This window comes from Cellvibrio sp. KY-GH-1, assembly GCF_008806975.1.
Taxonomy (GTDB): Bacteria; Pseudomonadota; Gammaproteobacteria; order Pseudomonadales; family Cellvibrionaceae; genus Cellvibrio.
This window is the reverse complement of record NZ_CP031728.1, coordinates 2,531,198-2,550,557: the sequence shown is the minus strand read 5'-3', so window position 1 is coordinate 2,550,557 and position 19,360 is coordinate 2,531,198. Positions and strand designations below refer to the sequence as shown.

15 protein-coding genes are annotated in these 19,360 nt (G+C 48.2%); 8 read left to right on the top strand and 7 right to left on the bottom strand.

The window, feature by feature from the left end:
* Window positions 1-45 precede the first annotated feature (45 nt).
* The 7 genes from D0C16_RS11040 (at window position 46) to D0C16_RS11010 (ending at window position 9,607) form a co-directional block, all read left to right on the top strand.
* Window positions 46-1,098, top strand: coding sequence for an aldo/keto reductase (locus D0C16_RS11040; protein WP_225318985.1), 1,053 nt, complete (start codon window positions 46-48; stop codon window positions 1,096-1,098).
* A gap of 13 nt (window positions 1,099-1,111) precedes the next feature.
* Window positions 1,112-1,441 carry a UxaA family hydrolase gene (locus D0C16_RS11035; RefSeq protein ID WP_151032438.1) on the top strand — a complete coding sequence of 110 codons (330 nt, stop codon included), beginning with the start codon at window positions 1,112-1,114 and terminating at the stop codon, window positions 1,439-1,441.
* A complete protein-coding gene (locus tag D0C16_RS11030) occupies window positions 1,438-2,652 on the top strand; it encodes a UxaA family hydrolase (protein ID WP_151032437.1) in 1,215 nt (404 codons plus the stop codon). The genes D0C16_RS11035 and D0C16_RS11030 overlap by 4 nt, the downstream gene beginning before the upstream one ends.
* Window positions 2,649-3,377 carry an SDR family oxidoreductase gene (locus tag D0C16_RS11025; protein WP_151032436.1) on the top strand — a complete coding sequence of 243 codons (729 nt, stop codon included), beginning with the start codon at window positions 2,649-2,651 and terminating at the stop codon, window positions 3,375-3,377. The genes D0C16_RS11030 and D0C16_RS11025 overlap by 4 nt, the downstream gene beginning before the upstream one ends.
* A 114-nt stretch (window positions 3,378-3,491) precedes the next feature.
* Window positions 3,492-4,340, top strand: coding sequence for a fumarylacetoacetate hydrolase family protein (locus D0C16_RS11020; protein ID WP_151032435.1), 849 nt, complete (start codon window positions 3,492-3,494; stop codon window positions 4,338-4,340).
* A gap of 172 nt (window positions 4,341-4,512) precedes the next feature.
* Complete coding sequence (locus tag D0C16_RS11015) at window positions 4,513-7,722, top strand: glycoside hydrolase family 3 N-terminal domain-containing protein (protein WP_151032434.1); 3,210 nt, start codon at window positions 4,513-4,515, stop codon at window positions 7,720-7,722.
* A 154-nt stretch (window positions 7,723-7,876) separates the two neighbouring features.
* Complete coding sequence (locus tag D0C16_RS11010; RefSeq protein ID WP_151032433.1) at window positions 7,877-9,607, top strand: phosphate ABC transporter substrate-binding/OmpA family protein; 1,731 nt, start codon at window positions 7,877-7,879, stop codon at window positions 9,605-9,607.
* 65 nt (window positions 9,608-9,672) lie between these two features.
* On the opposite strand, the gene D0C16_RS11005 is transcribed toward D0C16_RS11010, so the two are convergent.
* The 7 genes from D0C16_RS11005 to purE form a co-directional block, all read right to left on the bottom strand.
* Window positions 9,673-10,452, bottom strand: a complete 780-nt coding sequence (locus D0C16_RS11005) for an Hpt domain-containing protein (protein ID WP_151032432.1) — start codon at window positions 10,450-10,452, stop codon at window positions 9,673-9,675.
* Window positions 10,453-10,455: 3 nt separating this feature from the next.
* The gene (locus D0C16_RS11000) at window positions 10,456-12,699 is read right to left on the bottom strand and encodes a PAS domain S-box protein (protein ID WP_151032431.1); all 2,244 of its coding nucleotides are present in this window, start codon (window positions 12,697-12,699) and stop codon (window positions 10,456-10,458) included.
* 99 nt (window positions 12,700-12,798) lie between these two features.
* Complete coding sequence (locus D0C16_RS10995; RefSeq protein WP_151032430.1) at window positions 12,799-14,304, bottom strand: methyl-accepting chemotaxis protein; 1,506 nt, start codon at window positions 14,302-14,304, stop codon at window positions 12,799-12,801.
* 230 nt (window positions 14,305-14,534) lie between these two features.
* Window positions 14,535-14,936 (bottom strand): hypothetical protein, encoded by a 402-nt coding sequence (locus D0C16_RS10990; protein WP_225318984.1) that lies wholly within the window; start codon window positions 14,934-14,936, stop codon window positions 14,535-14,537.
* A 6-nt stretch (window positions 14,937-14,942) separates the two neighbouring features.
* Window positions 14,943-15,629 (bottom strand): glutathione S-transferase family protein, encoded by a 687-nt coding sequence (locus tag D0C16_RS10985; protein ID WP_151032429.1) that lies wholly within the window; start codon window positions 15,627-15,629, stop codon window positions 14,943-14,945.
* A 149-nt stretch (window positions 15,630-15,778) separates the two neighbouring features.
* The gene (gene purK, locus D0C16_RS10980) at window positions 15,779-16,855 is read right to left on the bottom strand and encodes a 5-(carboxyamino)imidazole ribonucleotide synthase (RefSeq protein WP_151032428.1); all 1,077 of its coding nucleotides are present in this window, start codon (window positions 16,853-16,855) and stop codon (window positions 15,779-15,781) included.
* Window positions 16,856-16,871: 16 nt separating this feature from the next.
* Window positions 16,872-17,363 carry a 5-(carboxyamino)imidazole ribonucleotide mutase gene (purE, locus tag D0C16_RS10975; protein WP_151032427.1) on the bottom strand — a complete coding sequence of 164 codons (492 nt, stop codon included), beginning with the start codon at window positions 17,361-17,363 and terminating at the stop codon, window positions 16,872-16,874.
* 413 nt (window positions 17,364-17,776) lie between these two features.
* On the opposite strand from purE, the gene D0C16_RS10970 reads away from it, so the two are divergent.
* Complete coding sequence (locus D0C16_RS10970; RefSeq protein WP_151032426.1) at window positions 17,777-18,943, top strand: helix-turn-helix domain-containing protein; 1,167 nt, start codon at window positions 17,777-17,779, stop codon at window positions 18,941-18,943.
* Window positions 18,944-19,360 lie beyond the last annotated feature (417 nt).

Genomic DNA, 19,360 nt, shown 5'->3' with positions numbered 1-19,360 from the left:
TAATTTTATTGGCGATTCCAATTTTAATTATAAAAAAGAGGTTCTGTGGCTCAGTCCAAATCCTTATCTTTTCGTGCCTTGGGGGCTACGGAGATTAATCTGTCACTCTTGGGGTTCGGTGCGGCCCCGATCGGCAATTTATATCAACCTTTGAATGATGTGCAGGCTCAGGCTGCTGTCGGCTCGGCCTTATCGGCCGGGATCCGCTATTTTGATACCGCTCCCCATTACGGGTTTGGGTTGAGCGAGCAGCGCTTGGGCACTGCACTTAAGCAATCCAGTGAAGCTGTGGTTATATCATCCAAAGTGGGGCGGGTCCTTGTTCCCACTGAATCGACCGCAAGTGTGCGTCACGGCTTTGCCGATGCCCCGCCGCTAGAACCGGTATTCGACTACAGCTATGACGGGGTGATGCGCTCGTTTGAGGCGAGTCTGAAGCGTCTGCAGGTAGAGCAAATAGATGTACTGCTTGCCCACGATTTAGGCCCTTTAACCCATGGTGCTGATCACCCGGAAAAGTTTCGCGAGTTTATGGATGGTGGTTACCTTGCCATGAATAAGCTCAAGGCCGATGGCCTGGTTAAGGCAATTGGCCTGGGCGCTAACGAGTGGCAAATTTGCGACGCAGCATTACGGCATGGCGACTTTGACGGATTTTTATTGGCCGGCCGGTACACCCTTTTGGAACAAGCTCCCTGTGAACACTTTTTCCCGCTGTGTGCTAAACGCAAAGCCTCGGTGATCCTTGGGGGACCGTTTAACTCAGGCATTTTGGCCACCGGCGTTAAAGCGGCGTTAGCGGGCCAGAACAGGCAGATCCTGTATTACAACTATGAGCCAGCCTCGGTGGCGATAGTGGATCGCGTGGCGCGGATTGAAGCCGTGTGTGATGAATTTGCTGTCCCGCTTGCGGCGGCTGCGTTGCAATTTCCGGCGGCACATCCACAAATTTGCTCTGTATTAGCGGGCCTGGCGAATAGCGAACAGGTAGAGCGTGCGGTATCCCTGATTAATAGTGAGATTCCCTCGGCGTTTTGGGATGCATTGCGCGAACGTGAGTTGTTGCATCCCGCTGCTCCCATACCTGTCACAAATTGATTGGGCCAATACCATGACCGAACAAATAACCACGCGCATCGCCCCACTGATTTTGCTGCATCCGAACGACAATATTTTGGTTTGTGTAAAGCAAATTCGCGCGGGCGATGAAATTCGTATTGAGCAAGAAACCATTGTCAGCCCGATCGATATCGGGGTAGGCCACAAGGTTGCGCGTTTCGCGTTGGCGACCGGCGACAAGGTGTATCGCTACGGTGCGCCCATTGGCTCAATGATTGAAGCTGTTGCTCCTGGGCATCACGTGCATATGCACAATATGAAAAGTGATTACATTCCCAGTCATACCCGGACGCGCCAAACCCAATATCGGAGTGAATCATGAGTTCAGAATTACATTTTCCTGGCTGGTTGCGCGCCGATGGACGCAAGGGAATTCGCAATGTCATCGTGGTGGCTTATCTGGTGGAGTGTGCGCATCATGTATCGCGCATGATCGTGAATCGTGCCGATAATATCGACGTGCATTTAATCGGTTTTCCCGGCTGTTACCCTAATCAATATGCCTACGAAATGATGCGCGCCGTATGTACTCATCCGAATGTCGGTGGTGCGCTATTAATTTCGCTCGGCTGCGAAAGTATGAACCGCGAAAAATTATTAAAAGATATTCGCGCGAGTGAACGCCCCGCGGAGTTGTTAGTGATTCAGGAAGCAGGCGGTACCAAGGCAACCATTCAGGCAGGTTTGGCAGCAGTTGCACGTTTGCAAGCGCAAGCCGCGCAGGTTGAGCGCGTGCCTATGTATTTGAACGAATTAGTTGTCGGCACTATTTGTGGTGGCTCTGATGGGACTAGCGGAATTACTGCCAACCCGGCGGTAGGGCGTTGTTTTGATGCGCTGGTAGCTGCGGATGCGACCTGTATATTTGAAGAGACGGGTGAATTAATCGGTTGCGAAACCATTATGGCAGATCGCGCAATTACGCCTGAACTAGGGGCGGAAATTGAAGCCTGCGTGGCCAAGGCAGAACACTATTATCGCGTGATGGGGTTCGGCAGTTTTGCGCCGGGTAATGCTGACGGTGGGTTGACGACGCTGGAAGAAAAATCCATGGGCGCCTATTCAAAATCGGGTTCATCGCCCATTAGCGGTTTAATAAAGCCGGGCGACCTACCTCCTGCGGGTGGCTTGTATTTATTGGACGTAGTGCCCGATGGTGAACCGCGTTTTGGCTTCCCTAATATTTCGGACAACGCGGAAATAGTGGAATTAATTGCGTGCGGCTCTCACGTGATTTTATTTACCACCGGACGAGGTTCGGTGGTTGGCTCGGCAATTTCTCCGGTTATCAAAGTGTGCGCGAATCCGGAAACCTATCGTCGCCTGGCGGAGGATATGGATGTGAACGCGGGTCGTATTCTGGAAGGCGAAGCGACACTCGATCAGGTCGGTGAAGAAATTTTGCAAAATGTTATCGATGTGGCGTCAGGTAAACGCAGTGTCTCGGAAGATTTGGGACACCAGGAGTTTATTCTGACTTATAAAGCGTTTGAGCCTATAGGTCCGAGTTGTTTGCCGGTGAGAATGATATGAAACGATTAGAAGGTAAGGTTGCGTTGATTACCGCAGCGGCCCAAGGGATTGGTCGTGCCAGTGCAGAATTATTTGCAGCAGAAGGCGCGCGTGTTATTGCAACGGATATAAATCTCGAAGGCTTACAAGAATTGCAAGGCTGTGAAGTTTATGCGCTTGATGTATTGAAATCCGATGAAATTCGTATGCTCGCTGAGAAAATCGGGGCGGTGGATATTTTATTTAATTGCGCTGGCTTCGTGCACAGCGGCACGATTCTGGATTGCGATGAAAAAAATTGGAATTTCTCGTTTGATCTCAATGTGAGTTCCATGTATCGCATGATTCGCACGTTTTTGCCGGGAATGGTCAGTAAGGGCGGTGGATCTATTATTAATATGTCGTCGGTGGCCAGCTCCATTAAAGGTGCACCTAATCGCTTTGCCTACGGGATGACCAAGGCGGCGGTAATAGGTTTGACTAAGGCGGTAGCCGCCGATTTTGTTACCCAGGGAATTCGTTGCAACGCCATTTGTCCTGGAACGGTACAAACTCCCTCACTTGAGCAGCGGTTGCACGCAACGGGCGATTACGAAACTGCTTACAAAAATTTTGTTGCGCGGCAGCCCATGGGACGCTTGGGGACTGCGCGTGAAATGGCAGAGCTGGCGTTGTATTTGGCGAGCGATGCATCCGCGTTTACTACCGGCACTATCAATGTAATTGATGGTGGGTGGAGCAACTAAACGATAAGCCAACATACCCACTCCTCCTATCGTTGGTGGACGGAGATAGCTTCCTCACTTTGAATATCTGGAAGTAGCGGGAAAGTAAAAAAATTCAATTCACGAGAGATCGCTATGAAATTATTACGTTACGGAAATGCTGGTCAGGAGCGCCCTGGTATTTTGGATACACAGGGCAATGTTCGTGAACTGGGGTCAGTGGTGTCAGATATTAGTGGCAAAACCCTGACCGAAGAAACGTTGAAAAAAATCGCCAGCGTCAATGTCGAATCTCTGCCCGTCGTTGAATCGCCCGGTCGTTTTGGCCCTTGCGTAAGTGGTGTGGGTAAATTTATTTGCATCGGCTTGAACTATGCTGATCATGCCGCTGAATCCGGTGTTGCTGTGCCATCTGAACCGGTAGTGTTTATGAAAGCCACCAGCGCCATTACCGGCCCCAACGACAATATTATTAAACCGCGCAATTCCACCAAGCTGGATTGGGAAGTGGAATTGGGGATCGTTATCGGCAAGCATGCCAGCTATGTCGAACTGGATGATGCCATGGATTACATCGCGGGCTACTGCGTTGTTAACGATGTGTCCGAGCGCAATTTCCAATTGGAACGCCCTGGCGGTCAGTGGGACAAGGGCAAGGGATGCGATAGCTTTGGTCCTATAGGGCCTTATCTGGTCACTAAAGACGAAGTACCCGATCCGCTGAAATTAAATTTGTGGTTAAAAGTTAACGGCAAAACCTTTCAAAACGGCTCTACCGATCAAATGGTATTTGGACCCGCATTTTTGGTGCATTACCTCTCGCAATTTATGAGCCTGCAACCGGGTGATGTAATCAGTACTGGAACGCCCCCCGGTGTTGGGCTCGGTCAAAAACCGCCGCTGTATTTAAATGAAGGTGATGTGGTGGAATTAGGCATTGAAGGAATGGGCGTACAAAAGCAGGTTGTTGTTAACGCGAAATAAATTTTATGTGTAGGTTGCTGGTGAGCTTGCGAACCGCAACATAACCATGTTGGAGTGCGCCCCGAAACCAGCTTGACGCTCGACTTGGAATTGGGTTGGTGGTGCGAGATGGTCGTGTTGCGGTTCGTTCCTCACCAGCAACCTACATGAAAAAACTCCAGAGAACCGCACAATGAAAAAAATCCATCAACTCGCCAGCATAGGCTTGATTGCCGCTGCTATTTTTACCGCAAATTATTCTGCTCACGCCGAACAAAAAACCAATATCAAACTTTGGCCCAGCGCTGAGTCACCTATCAAAGACTCCGCTGAATTCAATGCAAAATTAGAAACCATTTTGCAGAAGATGACACTTGAAGAAAAAGTTGGCCAAATAATGCAGGCGGAAATTCAAACCGTAACACCGGAAGATATTAAAAAATATCATCTAGGGTCGGTGTTGAATGGCGGTGGCTCCATGCCCAATCGCATTGAAAATGCCAAAGCGAAGGATTGGGTGGAATTTCTCGATAAATTTTACGACGCTTCCATGGATACCAGTGATGGCAAACAAGCCGTGCCGATTTTCTGGGGCTCTGATGCGGTTCACGGCCACAACAATTTAACCGGCGCAACTTTGTTTCCACATAATATCGGCTTGGGCGCAGCGCATAATCCGGAATTAATTCGTCAGATCGGTGCCGCGACGGCAAAAGAAGTACGCGCGACGGGTGTTGAATGGGTGTTCGCGCCAACGCTGGCTGTTGCGCAAAATGATCGCTGGGGTCGCACCTACGAAAGCTACTCGGAAGATCCAAAGCTGGTTGCTGAATATGCATCGGCTATGGTGGAAGGTTTGCAGGGCAAGGTAAACAGCAGCGAATTCCTTAGTGAGAATCATGTGATTGCAACAGCCAAACATTTCCTTGCCGATGGCGGTACGGATGGCGGTGATGACCAAGGGAATGCGCGCATTGCAGAAAAAGAATTAGTGAAAATTCACAACGCCGGTTATGTTCCTGCACTGGATGCTGGCGTACAAACGGTGATGGCCAGTTTCTCTGAATGGAATGGCGAGAAGATGCACGGCAATAAATATTTGTTGACCGAGGTATTAAAAAATCGCATGGGATTTGATGGTTTGGTCGTTGGTGACTGGAATGGTCATGGCCAGGTTCCCGGTTGCACGAATGACTCCTGCCCACAAGCCATTAATGCCGGTATCGATTTACTCATGGTGACCTACGACTGGAAAGCCATGATTGAAAAAACACTTAAGCAAGTAAAATCTGGTGAAATATCGCAAGCGCGTCTGGATGATGCAGTACGCAGAATCCTGCGCGTAAAAATGCGCGCGGGCTTGTGGGATAAAAAACCGTCGCAACGCGCTAACGCGGCAGATCAATCGGTTGTTGGCAGTGTCGAACATCGTGCGATTGCGCGTCAGGCGGTGCGTGAAAGTCTGGTGCTGTTAAAAAATACTAATTCAGTGTTGCCGATCAAACCGCAGCAAACCATTTTGGTGGTGGGCGATGGCGCCGATAATATTGGCAAGCAAGCGGGTGGTTGGAGCGTCTGGTGGCAAGGTATTAGTGATGCCAGTGAAAATCATCGTTTCCCTGGTGCTACATCTATTTACAGCGGAATTAAAACGGCGGTAGCGGCTGCTGGTGGTAAAGCACTATTATCGGTTGACGGATCATTTGCGCAAAAGCCGGATGTAGCCATTGTTGTCTTTGGTGAAAATCCCTACGCCGAAGGCAGCGGGGATCGCGATACGTTGGAATTCGAACCCGCGAAAAAGAAAAGCCTCGCGTTGCTGAAAAAATTAAAAGCGCAGGGTATTCCGGTTGTGTCAGTGTTTTTATCGGGTCGTCCACTCTGGGTTAACCCGGAATTAAACGCATCCGATGCATTTGTTGCCGCCTGGTTACCCGGTACCGAAGGCGCCGGTATTGCCGATGTGTTGATTGCAAAAACGGATGGCACACCTAATTTCGATTTCCGCGGCACACTCTCCTTCTCCTGGCCGAAGTTGCCACTGCAGGATGTGTTGAACCCACATCACAAACACTACGATCCTTTATTTAAACTGGATTACGGTTTGAATTATGCCGCTGGTAAAACTGGCCCAACTAATTTACCGGAAGATGTGAAAGGTGTTGCTAGCGGCGAACCACAGGACATTAAACTTTATGTGCGTCGCCCGTTAGAGCCTTGGCATATTTTTATTGAAAATTACGAGCGCCAGCAAATTTTGAGCGGTGCGTTTGCCGCCTTACCTAAGGGCGATGTAAAAATACAAACCAGTGATAAAGATGTACAGGAAGATGCGCTGAACTTTAGCTGGAAAGATACCTGGCGGGCAGGTATGACCCTGGAATCCGGTGAGCCATTGGATTTAAGCGCGCATATGAAAACCGGTGTGTTGTCATTGAATATAAAAATCAATGAACTGGCGAAAGGCGGCGTGTCTTTCAAAATGGAATGCAAGAAAGAAGGCTGCGATCGCCAGGTGCCATTCACTTTGCAGGCGCGCGAATTGGTAGGTAAGGGCTGGCAGAAAGTATATGTGCCATTGCGTTGTTTCAAACATGATGAGGATAATTTTAGCGCTGTGACAATGCCGTTCGCATTGGAAACCGGTGGTGCAGGTGACGTATCTGTTGCCAATGTTGAATTGTTAATCAATACGCCCAAAGCAGTTGTTTTGCAGCAGTGTGCTGATTACCGCACTCAATCCGTAACACCGGATATGTTGAATGAGTGGTGGTCGATTGATTGGTGGTTGCCGCGTCACCAACAAAAAATTGCCGATGCCAAAGCTACTCTGGCCAATGGTGGAAAAATTGATGTACTGATGATTGGCGATTCAATTACTCAGGGTTGGGAGAAGGAAGGCCTGGAAGCATGGAATAAATACTTGGCTCCACTTAACGCATTTGGAATTGGGTTTGGTGGTGATCGCACCGAAAACGTGCTTTGGCGTTTGCAGCATGATGCAGTGACGGGACTAAATCCCAAGGTCGCTGTATTGATGATTGGCACTAACAACGCGGGCCATCGCCGTGAGAATCCGCAAACAACGGCAGCAGGTATTAAGAAAATTATTGCCGATTTGCAACAACGTTTGCCGAGTACAAAAATTTTGCTATTAGCGGTTTTCCCACGCGACGCTAAGCCGGATGGAGAATTGCGTTTAATTAATGAGCAGGTAAACGCCATTATCAAAAATTACGCCGACAACAAACGTGTTTACTTTACCAATATTAATTCAGTGTTCTTAACCAAAGACGGCATTCTGGAAGAAAAGGTTATGCCAGATTTATTGCATCCCCATGAATATGGTTATGAAATTTACGCGAAAGCACTTGTGCCGGAATTAAACAAATTGCTCAAATAATGTTTTGAACTGTTGCGCATTCGCAGTGAGACATATTCACAAGTTGTAATTCGCTTGTAACAAAGTCGTCATATAGTGCCCGCCGTTATCCAACGGCGGGCTTTTTTTTGCCGCTGCTGGACAAATTCTCTCCCCTCGTCAGCAGAGCATCCCTATGTCCCCCAAACACCACAAGCACATGCATTACAACGTGGCCCTGGTTGATAAATTATGGAACTTGAAGCGGTTGTGCGAAGCGCATTTAAAAATGCACATTCCGTTGAATATGGTGCTTAAGGATGAAGAATACCGAGCCGAATTATTGGAAAAAGCCTTGCAGGCTAATAATGAAGAGTTAACCCAACTAGTGTGGGACGTGCGCCAGATGGAAGATACCATTGTGACCGCGACCCATACGGGTGACGAGTTCAAGCTTAAAAAGAAAAGCCGCAATGTGATAAAAATGGGTGGTTATGCAACAACGGCGTGCGCCTTATTGTTAATTATGGGCGGATATTTGCTGCGGTCGTTTTTACCTTTGGATGCCGGCGAAGTGTTTTTATTGGAAGCGGTTACTGCCAGTAAAGTGCAATCGGCGATAAAAACTCGTGAACAGGCAAACTATGTTCCTGCAGGGCAATTGGTGCGCGCCACCAAACCGTTGTTTCGCGTACATGGGTCCAATACTGTCGGTGAAAAGCTTGCCCCGCGGTTAGTGGAATCTTATTTTATGTCGCGCGGTGCCACTAATATTAAGACCCAACAAGGCAATACCCCGGTTGAAAAAGCCGTAAGTGCTGAATTGAACGGGCATATAGAATTTATTGAAATTCATGCTCACGGGTCCAGCACAGCGTTTACCGATTTGCAACAGGATAAAGCGGAATTGGGAATGTCGTCGCGTCGCATTAAAGAGCAGGAGCGCGAACAACTCGTCAGTAAAAGTGGCGACTTAACGGAGCCGGGCGCGGAACATATTATAGGGCTCGACGGTTTAGCGATTATTACTGATACAAAAAATCCGCTCACTCAACTTGCGATCCCTGATCTGGTCAAAATATTTTCGGGTGAAGTCACTAATTGGTCTGAGCTGGGGGGGGCAAATCTACCCATTAAGGTTTACGCACGCGATGAAAATTCTGGCACTTGGGATTCGTTTAAAAGTATGGTGCTTGATCCCGCCAAAGCAAGCTTGGTGATGACCGCTAAGCGTATTGAGTCGAGTACCGCTTTATCCGATGCCGTCGCACAGGAGCCGGGTGCCATTGGGTTTATCGGTTTGCCGTATGTGCGTCGTGCACGGTTGATGGCAATTTCAGCCTCCAAGTCTTCCAAGGCAATTATGCCGACCCATTTTACCGTGAGTACGGAAGATTACCCTTTAGCACGCCGTCTGTATTTTTATTTGCCGCAAAAAAATATGAATGCCGAGGCTGAAGAGTTTGTTAAGTTCAGTGCAACCGAGCGCGGTCAAAGTATTGTGGAAGATATCGGCTTGGTGTCGCAAAATATTAAAACCGGTCAGCCGTTTAATAACAGCTTCTACCCGGAAGAAATGCGTGATCTAACGCTGCGCTCCCAACGGCTGTCCATTAATTTTCGCTTTAAGGATGGTAGCGACGAGTTGGATACCAAAGCGATTAGCGACCTTGAACGCTTGGTAAAATATATGGAAGTTAATGCACCCAAACGTGTGCAATTGTTCGGCTTCTCCGACAGCGAAGGCGATAAAGCCCAAAATGAGGAGTTGTCTGTGCGTCGCGCCAAGGTGGTCGAACAACACTTGATTGCGCGTGGTATTTATCCGCTTGTGGCCCGGGGCGTGGGCGAAGAAGCGCCTTTGGCAAGCAGCAAGACGGAAGAGGGGCGACGAATGAACCGCCGTGTTGAGGTTTGGATTCTGTAAGTTTCTTAACGCGTTACGTTTTTACTTATAGGCCAATGATCACTGATATGCAGATGATCATTGGCCTACTGTTTTGATTGTCCTTGTAAGACCTTGCTACATTCGATCAACAAGTTATTGCCGTGATTCTTTGTTCGTTCAAGTAGACTAGTTCTTTTGTCCAGGGTTATGTTGTTGTCCGTCGATAAAAGTATCGCTGGAATATCAGCGTTTTTATGATTTGACGCTCTCAATGCCAGAAGCAAGGCGGGGCCATTTAGCACTTGAAGCTCGCGCGCAATGATCAGAACACTGTAGGGCACGGTGAGCAATTGCCGTAATCCTTCTATGCCGTCGTTTATAATGTCGTAATTAATTTTTAAACTGGATATTACGGTGCCGTAATACTTACATAGCGATTGCGATGATTCTAATATCAAAATCCGCTTCGACGATGATTGATGATTGTTATGTAGCTTCAGCAAAAACTCATCGACAGACAAGAAATCAAACTTTCCAGCTTTTAGCGTTAATAGGATTTGCCTGAGCTGATCTATGCAATGCAATAGAATTTGGTAGCTCTCAGGAGATGTCATCTGCTCATCGTTATATTGTATCAGGACTGCTTCGGCAAGGTGACACACACGAGTGATAATGTGTAGCCCAAACGTGCCTCCCGAACCTTTCAAACTATGCACGTGCCGGTAGACTTCGTTAAAACAATCAATGTCTTTATTTTTTTCGAGTTGCAGCAGAAGTAGTTCTATGCGATTGATTTTCTCGGGTAACTCATCGATAAAACAATCCCGCATTTCATCGAGTAGTAATTGTATTGACTCACTTTGGGGAGTAGGAGAGGTGCTCATGATTTACTGCTCAATACATGGAAATTCAATGAAGAACCGGGTTCCATTTTCCGACGATGTAAATCCGATTGCGCCGTTCATGGATTCGGTTAATTTTTTGCTTACGGCTAGCCCCATGCCGGTTCCCCCCTTCTGGCGACTATCTGAACCGTCAGCTTGAGAAAAGCTTTGAAATATCCGTGCGCGAAATTTTTCAGGTATTCCAGGGCCCTTGTCACTGATTGTGATAGTAAGCTGGCTCGCGGTTGAGGATGCACTTATCGCAACGGCTTCACCGGGAGGCGAATATTTCACCGCATTGGATATTAGATTCGACATGATTTGCTGAAATCTGAGCGGGTCGACCAAAATACTTATACTTTCGTCAATGACGTTGAGTTGTAAGTCGACCTTATAGCTTTTAGCAAAGGGGGCGTTGTCCGTAGCGCTTTGTGTTAATAGCTTGGCTACATTGTAAGGCTGCATGTGTAGCTCCATTTTGCCTGCTGAAAGTTTTTCAAAATCAAGAATATCGTTAATTAGTAAACTGAGCCGCTTGGAGTTTTTGTTAGCAATTTGAATCAGTTCTTTTGCCATGTTCGGAAGCTCGCCGAGCAGTCCGCTTTCCACCGTTGCCAAGGCAGCGTTGATTGATGTGAGTGGCGTTCTCAGCTCATGACTGACGGTAGAAACAAACTCCGTTTTTAATTTTTCCAAACGCTTCTTCTCGGAAATATCTCTTACAGCGCCGACGAATAATGGTTCATTTTGCTGTTTAACTTCCGCCAGTGTTAGTTCAATAGGGAATACCTCGCCGTTTTTGCGTTGGGCTTCCAGTTCTCGACCTATACCCAATATTTTTGCCTGACCTGTGCGTAGGTAGTTTCTCAGGTACCCGTCATGTTCTCCTTTAAGCGACGGCGGTAAAAGCTTGCTGACATTTTCTCCGATGAGTTCTTGCTCCGAGTAACCAAATATTTTTTGGGCAGCCAGGTTGACGAAAGAGATCTCCCCAACAGAATTTATTGTGATAATCGCATCTGCTAGGCTTTGTAGAATACTTTGCGTCTGTTCCGATGCATTTTGCAGTGCTACCTCAACTTGGTGTTTTTGATATTGAATGCGTGTAGCCTGAGTCAAATGTGCAATGGTGCTCGTGATGGGTTTAAGTAAGCTGGTGTCTATTTCTGAAAATCCTGTTTCTTTGTTCGCTAGTAGTAATATTGCTAACGGCCTTCCATTGTAGAAAATGGGAATTCCCAAGTAGGAACTTATACTGGAAAAGTATTGCGGCACTTCGGAAAAATTTGTAGTAGTACTGGGGGAGTTAACAATAACCGGGATATCGCTAGCTAGCGTGGTTCCAAAGATTGAATGGGTATCGTGAAACTCTATTCCGTCGGATATGCGCGACTGGTTGATGGTTCTTGCCTTTTCGTCCCACTTCTGGTTTGCAGCGGCGTGAATTTTTACGTAGGGTTTAAGTTTGTTATCAAATAGAGCTTCACCAATAAATCCGCACTGACTTTGTGTTAATGCAAGAATGTCATCGATAATTGCGCCGAAGGAATCCGTGAGCTTCTCCTTGGTAATAAACGTCTCCTGTGCTCGTGCAATGATGCTGGTAACTTTCTGTTGAGTTGAAATTTCTTCTTGTACTTTAATTTGCTCGGTCCGTAACTCCACATTTTCCTTCAGGGATTTTCCCATGCGGGAAGAGCTTGCAATTGTGAATACAGAGAAGAGCAGGATCATGGTTCCCATCAAGCGGTAATTCTGTAAATCATTCATTATCAGGCTTACCGCCAGCGGGGTCGTGCTAGCCCCGATAAACAGCACAATTGAGCATCTATCTATTGCGAGCGATGCAGCAGCACCGGAGCAAATGCCGCCCAGAATAAACGCGTAAAATGCCAAGTCTTCAATGTGAACTTCAAATCCCTGATAGAGAAGGATCGGGGCTATGCCCCAGGTTACGCCAGTCACTCCAACGCCGATTCTGAACCAGATGAGCCAGCGATGAGTTGCTTGTGAGTTAGAGCGCTGAAAAAGAAGGTAAATAGCCCCGCGTACACTGAGGCTTATGGCGAGCAAAAACAGCCAGCTAAAAACACTGATTTCAAAAAAAGCGTACCAATATAAAAATGCCAGGGTGAGCGCAAGCAGCCCGTTCATGGTGATGGCTTGCGGGACGCCTTTATAGAGCAATAGGTTTATTTCTTTAATGTACTGCTCATTGAGGTGAGTTGATTGCGCGCTAATTTTCATAATGCGCAGAAGAAATTACCAAAATCGATGTCTGATTTTTTGTAGTGGTAATTCATACTGTTTGTCCCTCGCGACTTTTTTAATTGGGTTGGATAGGTTTTACTGCAAGGTAAAATACTCCATGGTTTGCTGTAATTGCGTGGCTTTATTGGTAAGTTCTTCAGCGGTTGAATAAAGCTCTTCGGCGGATGATGAGTTTTGCTGGGTGGCAATACTAATTTGTGAAATGGCAATGGTGATTTGATTCGCGCCCATGGCTTGCTCATCGCTTGCGGCAGAAATTTCCTGTACCAGATCGGCGGTTTTTTTAATGGCCGGAACAATCTCATCCAGTAATTTGCCTGCGCTCTCGGCTAATTTCACCGAGCCTCCTGCGAGCTCTCCAATTTCCTTGGCGGCCGCTTGGCTGCGTGCCGCCAACTTGCGCACTTCGCTGGCTACGACGGCAAAGCCGCGCCCATGTTCACCGGCGCGCCCGGCTTCAATCGCCGCGTTGAGAGCAAGTAAATTAGTTTGATAGGCGATGTCATCAATCACGCTAATTTTTTCGGCGATTTTGCGCATAGCATCCACTGTGTTTTTCACTGCGGTGCCACCATCGTTGGCCTCTTTGGCGCTCTTGCTGGCGATGTTGTCAGTTACCTTGGCGTTGTCATTATTCTGGCTGATGGACGCGGTAATTTCCTCCATGGATGCGCTGGTTTCTTCAATGCTAGCTGCTTGCTGTGTTGCAGATTGGCTAAGTGATTGCGCCGTTGCACTTAATTCTTCGGACGCAGAGGAGAGTGAATCGGCGGTGGAGCGAACGTCGCCAATAATTTCAGATAACTTGCTGACCATCTGCCGAATGGCAAACAGAATACTGCTCTGATCCTTGTGATGAATATTTACCTTCACCGATAAATCACCTTCCGCAATGCGATAAATTACATTGGCGGTGTAATTGGGTTCGCCTCCTAATTGCTGGATAAGGCTGCGGGTAATTAAATAGCTCAGCGTAATCGCGATCAATATGCTGAGAATAATAATGCTGGTGTTAATGGTGAGCGTGCTTTCGTAACGGTGGGTTGAGCGTTCGTATTCTTCTTTCGCAACGTGGACTTGTAATTTATTGAGCGCTGTGAAAACTTCGTTGAGCGGATCAAATATCGGGTAGATGCCGGTTTGGGTAAAGTTGTTAATAGCCGTTACGTTGTTATCGGAGTACCAACGTTGCAGATCTGCTAATTGTTTGTGGGTCTGTTCAATCAGTGGCGCTGCTTGTTTGATGAGTTTTTTCTCGTCATCAATTAAAAAGGTTCGTAAATACGCTTCCCAAATTTTGTCGGTGGCGGGCAATGTTTCGCGGGTAATTTTTAATGCTTCTTGCGGGCTGATTATGCCTTTTACAGTTTTTTGCGGGACATCCACTAATATCAGCGCGTAATTATCGATTACTTCTTTTAGATCGCGCATGGGCTCAACGCGATCCACATAAACTGTGTGCATTCCGTGATTTGCATCGCGCATTCCCATAATTCCTAATATGCCGATCAGAATCATCAGTAATACCAAGGTCCCCGCCAGCAGGCTTAAGCGCATGGCGACTTTCATATTTTGAAACATGGAATGCTCCTTGGGGCCAAAAGGTGTAGAGGCTAGATAGACCTAGGCCGAATGCTTTCTAGGTGTGAGCTAGTTATAGGTTTGAAATAGCTACAGGTATGAATTAACAAGGCGCTTCCAGGAAGCGCCTTTATTATCAACCTTAGTAAGGGGCAGGATTTTTGTCAAAAAGCGGAGTTTGCAGGGATCTGCGCGGCATTTTTGCAGAGCAGCGGGAAAAGGGGGGTTAGTTATTGCTCGTCGTTTGCTATGGCATTGAGTAGCCATTGCCTGGCTGTGTCGACGTCAGTAAAAAGGCGCCCTTTACCAATCAACCGATTGGCCAATACATTGCGAATAAATTCGGTCATTTCTCGTGTGCGCGGATTTTTATCCACCCAGGCGACCCGGTGTTTGTTGGTAATACCTGCTTTTTTAAATAAAGCGGGATAATTCAAGGCTTCGTGGGTGCTCAGGGTGCCGAATAGGTATTGTTCACCCAGAATGTTGTAACACTGGTGTTTTTCACAGGCCTGCGCGATTTGCTGCCACATATCCAGCGCGCCTTCGTAGCTACCTAATCCTTTTGCGTTCACATGCAAATGATTGCCTAGGTGGGTAATAGTGATTTCGTAATCCAGTTCGGTCTCCATTGTCCATCAACCCCCTACACGCAAATCCGCAATCAATTTTCCTGCGGCGAGAATTTCAGTTTCATGATCTGGCTCGCGCCAGGTTTCTTTCAGGCCGGCGCCATACCATTCCAGCATTGCCGGTAGCGCAAGTAATTGTTGCAAGTAACCGGCCGCTGCGCCAGTAGCAGGTATTCCGTAGGTTTGAAAGCGAAAGGCGACTGGAGCGAAAAAAGCATCCGCAGCGGTAAAGCTTTTTCCTGCTAAAAAGGGCCCGCCAAATTTGGCGAGGCCCTGATTCCAAATTTCGTTAATACGGTCTATGTCTTTTTGCAGTGCTGGGCTCATTGCATGCAATTGAACGCGATGGCCGCAGCTCATACCGCAGGTATTGCGCAAGGTTTGAAAGCCGGAGTGCATTTCGGCGCTGACCGAGCGCGCCCAGGCGCGGGCACTTTTATCGGTGGGCCACACCAGGGGATAGGTTTCAGCAAGGTATTCGGTAATGGCGAGGGAATCCCAAACGGTTTGTTCACCATCAACCAGGCAGGGTACCCGCCCCGTGGGGGAGAAGCTGCGGTAGCTTGCCCAACTGGTGCCAACTTCCAGCGGATGTATCTGTTCGATAAAAGGAATGTTGAGCGCGCGCATTAATACCCAGGGGCGCAGCGACCAGGACGAGTAGTTTTTGTTGGCAATATGGAGAGTGAGCATCGGCAGGTTCCTTGTGATGATCCGGGGGGCGGACGTTACCACAGGCCCCCCAGGCAATGATGCAAAGATTAACCAAATCTAACAAAAAGGATCCTTGGCTGACTAGACCTTAGGCTGCAATCTGTTGAGCGGGTTCCGGCCTGCGAGTCTTAGAGCGACTCCAGCGCCGCCAGGCTCCATTCAATGGCTTGCGAATAATGCTGGTCGGGCAGCAAATCCCCCAGTAAAACCAGAGTTTCGCGCACTTCGGTGACCGTATTGCCCACAATATTGATATGTCCCACTTTACGGCCCGGCCGTACTTCCTTGCCATACCAATAGGTGCGGGCACAAGAAAGGTCGCGCCAAGCTGGGTTATAGTCGGTGCCGATCAGGTTAATCATGACATTCTGCCCTACAACTTGTGGCTCCGGCGTCGCCATGTTGGCTACAGCGCGCAGATGATATTCAAATTGGCTGATGCTGGCGCCGGCCTGGGTCCAATGGCCGGAGTTGTGCACGCGCGGGGCCAACTCGTTGATAAGTAGTTTGTCGCCAACCCGGAAGGTTTCCATCGCCATAACACCGACGTAATCCAAGGCATTCAGAATTTTGCCGAGCATCTCTTCGGCCTGCGCCTGCAATGCTTGCAAGCGGGCGAGGGGGGCAACAGAGGCGTAGAGAATACCGTTCAAATGAAGGTTGAGCGTAAGCGGATAAAAAACGCAGTCGCCGGCAGCATTGCGCACCCCAACCAGAGATACTTCCTCGTCAAAGTTGATAGCCTGTTCGGCGATAGCTTCGCCTTGCCAATCTTCAGGTACCTGGTCATCGTCGGTGCGCAACCAGTGTTGCCCTTTGCCGTCGTAACCACCGGTGCGACGTTTGAGTAGCACGCGCTCGCCCAGCTGATCGCGCAGTTCATTGGCGGTGATATCTCCGGCGACATTACGCCAAGGGGCAGTGGCTATACCGAGGGTGTCGATTAACTCTTTTTGGGTTTTGCGATCCGCCAAACGGCCAAAGACATTCTTATTAATGAAGCGGGTGTGTTGCGCAAGGGCATTGGTGACCAGGGTCTCCGGCCACTGCTCACGTTCGGCGGTCACCAGGTCATTGGCCGCTAATGCTGGCGCAGTAGCTTCATTTATATCGACGGGGCACACATCCAAATCCAGCGGCATGCCTGCATGTTTCAGCATGGCACCTAATTGGCCTGCGCCCAAAATCCAAATACGTTGGCTCATAAAACCCTCGCTCAGCTTATTGATCGCGCGGATCGGGGTTGTCCAGCACTGCCTGTGTTTGATCCTGGCGGAATTGCTCGATCTTCGCAGCCAGGCTCGCATCTGTCACGGCTAGAATTTGGCACGCCAAGAGGCCAGCATTAAATGCACCGGCAACCCCAATCGCCAAGGTACCCACGGCAACACCTTTAGGCATTTGCACGATGGAATAAAGGCTATCAACGCCGCTCAGCGCCTTGCTCTGTACGGGCACACCCAATACTGGCAAGCGAGTGTGGGCAGCAACCATCCCGGGCAAATGGGCGGCGCCGCCGGCACCAGCGATAATCACCGCATAGCCGTTATCGACTGCGGACTCAGCAAATTCAGTGAGCTTTTGCGGGGTGCGATGGGCCGATACAACTTCGGTGTGATATTCCACGCCCATCTGTTCCAGAATCTCGACCGCCGCCTGCATAGTGGCCCAATCGCTCTTGGAACCCATAATCACTGCAACTTTTCTTGCCATATCATTTGCCCGATTGCGTTAACGCTCAAGTGTAGGCCCGAAAACCGGGCCGGAAACGAAAAAAAGGCGCGCATATTAGCAGATTGAGCGGCGATATCGAAACGATTTACCCGGTTAGTCGCCGCATCCTGGCGCCCTATATGAATAAAAATTCTTGCGGGCTGTGAAATGGGCTCATTGCCGATATGTCTTACAGTATGACATGATATAAGCATACCCCACGAAAAGGGCGGGCCATTTTCAGGGGGGCAATATCCGAACCATAACGAGAATAATGCGGATAGCAACCACAACCATTAATAGTCATGACCGTTCCGGCGGTTCCCGTGGTTCAACCTTGCCAGGCAGGCGAGCGCATCTCAACCAGAGTCGGCAAAAAACAATTACCTACGAATCTGCTTGGTTGATCAGCTATGTTGAAGTTTTATCGCAATGCAGTCTTGGCGTTTTTGGCACTGGTGCTGCTAACCCTCGCGCTTGTTTATGGTGGGCTTGTAAAGTCGCATTTGAGTGTTTCACTGTTTCCCGCACGTGATGCCAGTTTGCTGTGGGCGTCGGCTACGGAACCAAAAACACCGGTTGGGAACACCCGGCTGACCGTAAAAAATGAAGTGGGGACTGTGGAGTATGAATTCTTTCTTGATTCCAACACTCCCTTTCCTTACACCCATTATTCGCTTTATTTTGTTGATGCAATTCAGTCTTTCGTTCAGGCGGATTTATCGCGCTACTCCGATATCCAATTCAAAATCCAGTGCGACCCCAAAAATGTATTGATGCTGGTGTTATTTAGTTTTGATGAGAAAGTCACCGATCTGAACAACATGGCGTCGCGTCGCGTTTCCTCTACTGCGTTTTCTTGCGATAGCCATTGGGCGGATGTCAGTATTAATTTGGCCGATCTGGATACTCCGCACTGGTGGTTGGGTCGCTATGGTTTCGAATTTAGCGATACCGGTTACCGACGCGATAAGGTGATGGGCTTTGCGTGGGTCAATTCGTTGCAAAGTCCGCTTAACACAGTGTCAAGGGTCAAATTGACCGATGTGAAACTGGGGGGGCGTGATTTCCGGTATCTGTATGCGGTGGCCGGGATTAGTGTGCTGTTGTGGATCGTCTTCGGCGTTGTGCTTATTCGTCGCTACATCAAAGTTTTGACGTCAGAATTGCGTGCGCGAGTTAAGCAAGATCAGCCGTTAATCGCGTACAAAAAATTGTCGATAGAGCCGCAGAAAGATAAAGAGAAGAGTGCCTTGTTACGTTACATGGCGACCGAGTATGCAAGTGCTGATCTGAGTTTGGATGCGGCTGCCGCCAGTTTGGGAATTAACCGCACAAAAATAAATGATTTGTTAAAGGAAGAGCTTGGTTTGACCTTTAGCAGCTATTTGAACAAACTGCGGCTCACGGAAGCGGCGCGTTTGCTGGCAGAAAATGAAGACGCCAACGTGTCAGAAATTGCTTATTCCGTGGGTTACAACAACGTAACCTATTTCAATAAATTATTTAAACAAGAATATGGCTGCGCTCCAAAAACGTTTAAATCGTTGACTCAGTCACACGCTGACGAGCCTGTATAAGTAAGCTAAAACAGTACAGTCGCAAAGGTCGCATCCTGCTCGCTGCGGCCTTTTTTTTCAGCAGTAAAAAAGTGGTTAAACTGTTCAGTGGAACTGGTTTGATCATTAAAAGCGATGCGCATCACAGTATGCTTTTTTAAGCGTCAAGCAACATTTAATTAATTACAAAAACTCTTCAACTTTCTGCAGTTTTCAAAAAAGCCTTTCAAAAACACAAATCTTTACGTTGGGATTTAGTTAGTTTTGCACCGGTTTGTGCGAACCCTGAATTTCTCTCCAAAGTTCGGCGGGCTCGCAACTCTACCCATAACAATAAATGCGATTAAAGCTCTCAAAGCGCTCGCCCGATTACATCAGAAGTCCTTTATATAAAAACTAATCCAGTTGTTTTAGTGAGGGAAGCACACCCAGTTACAA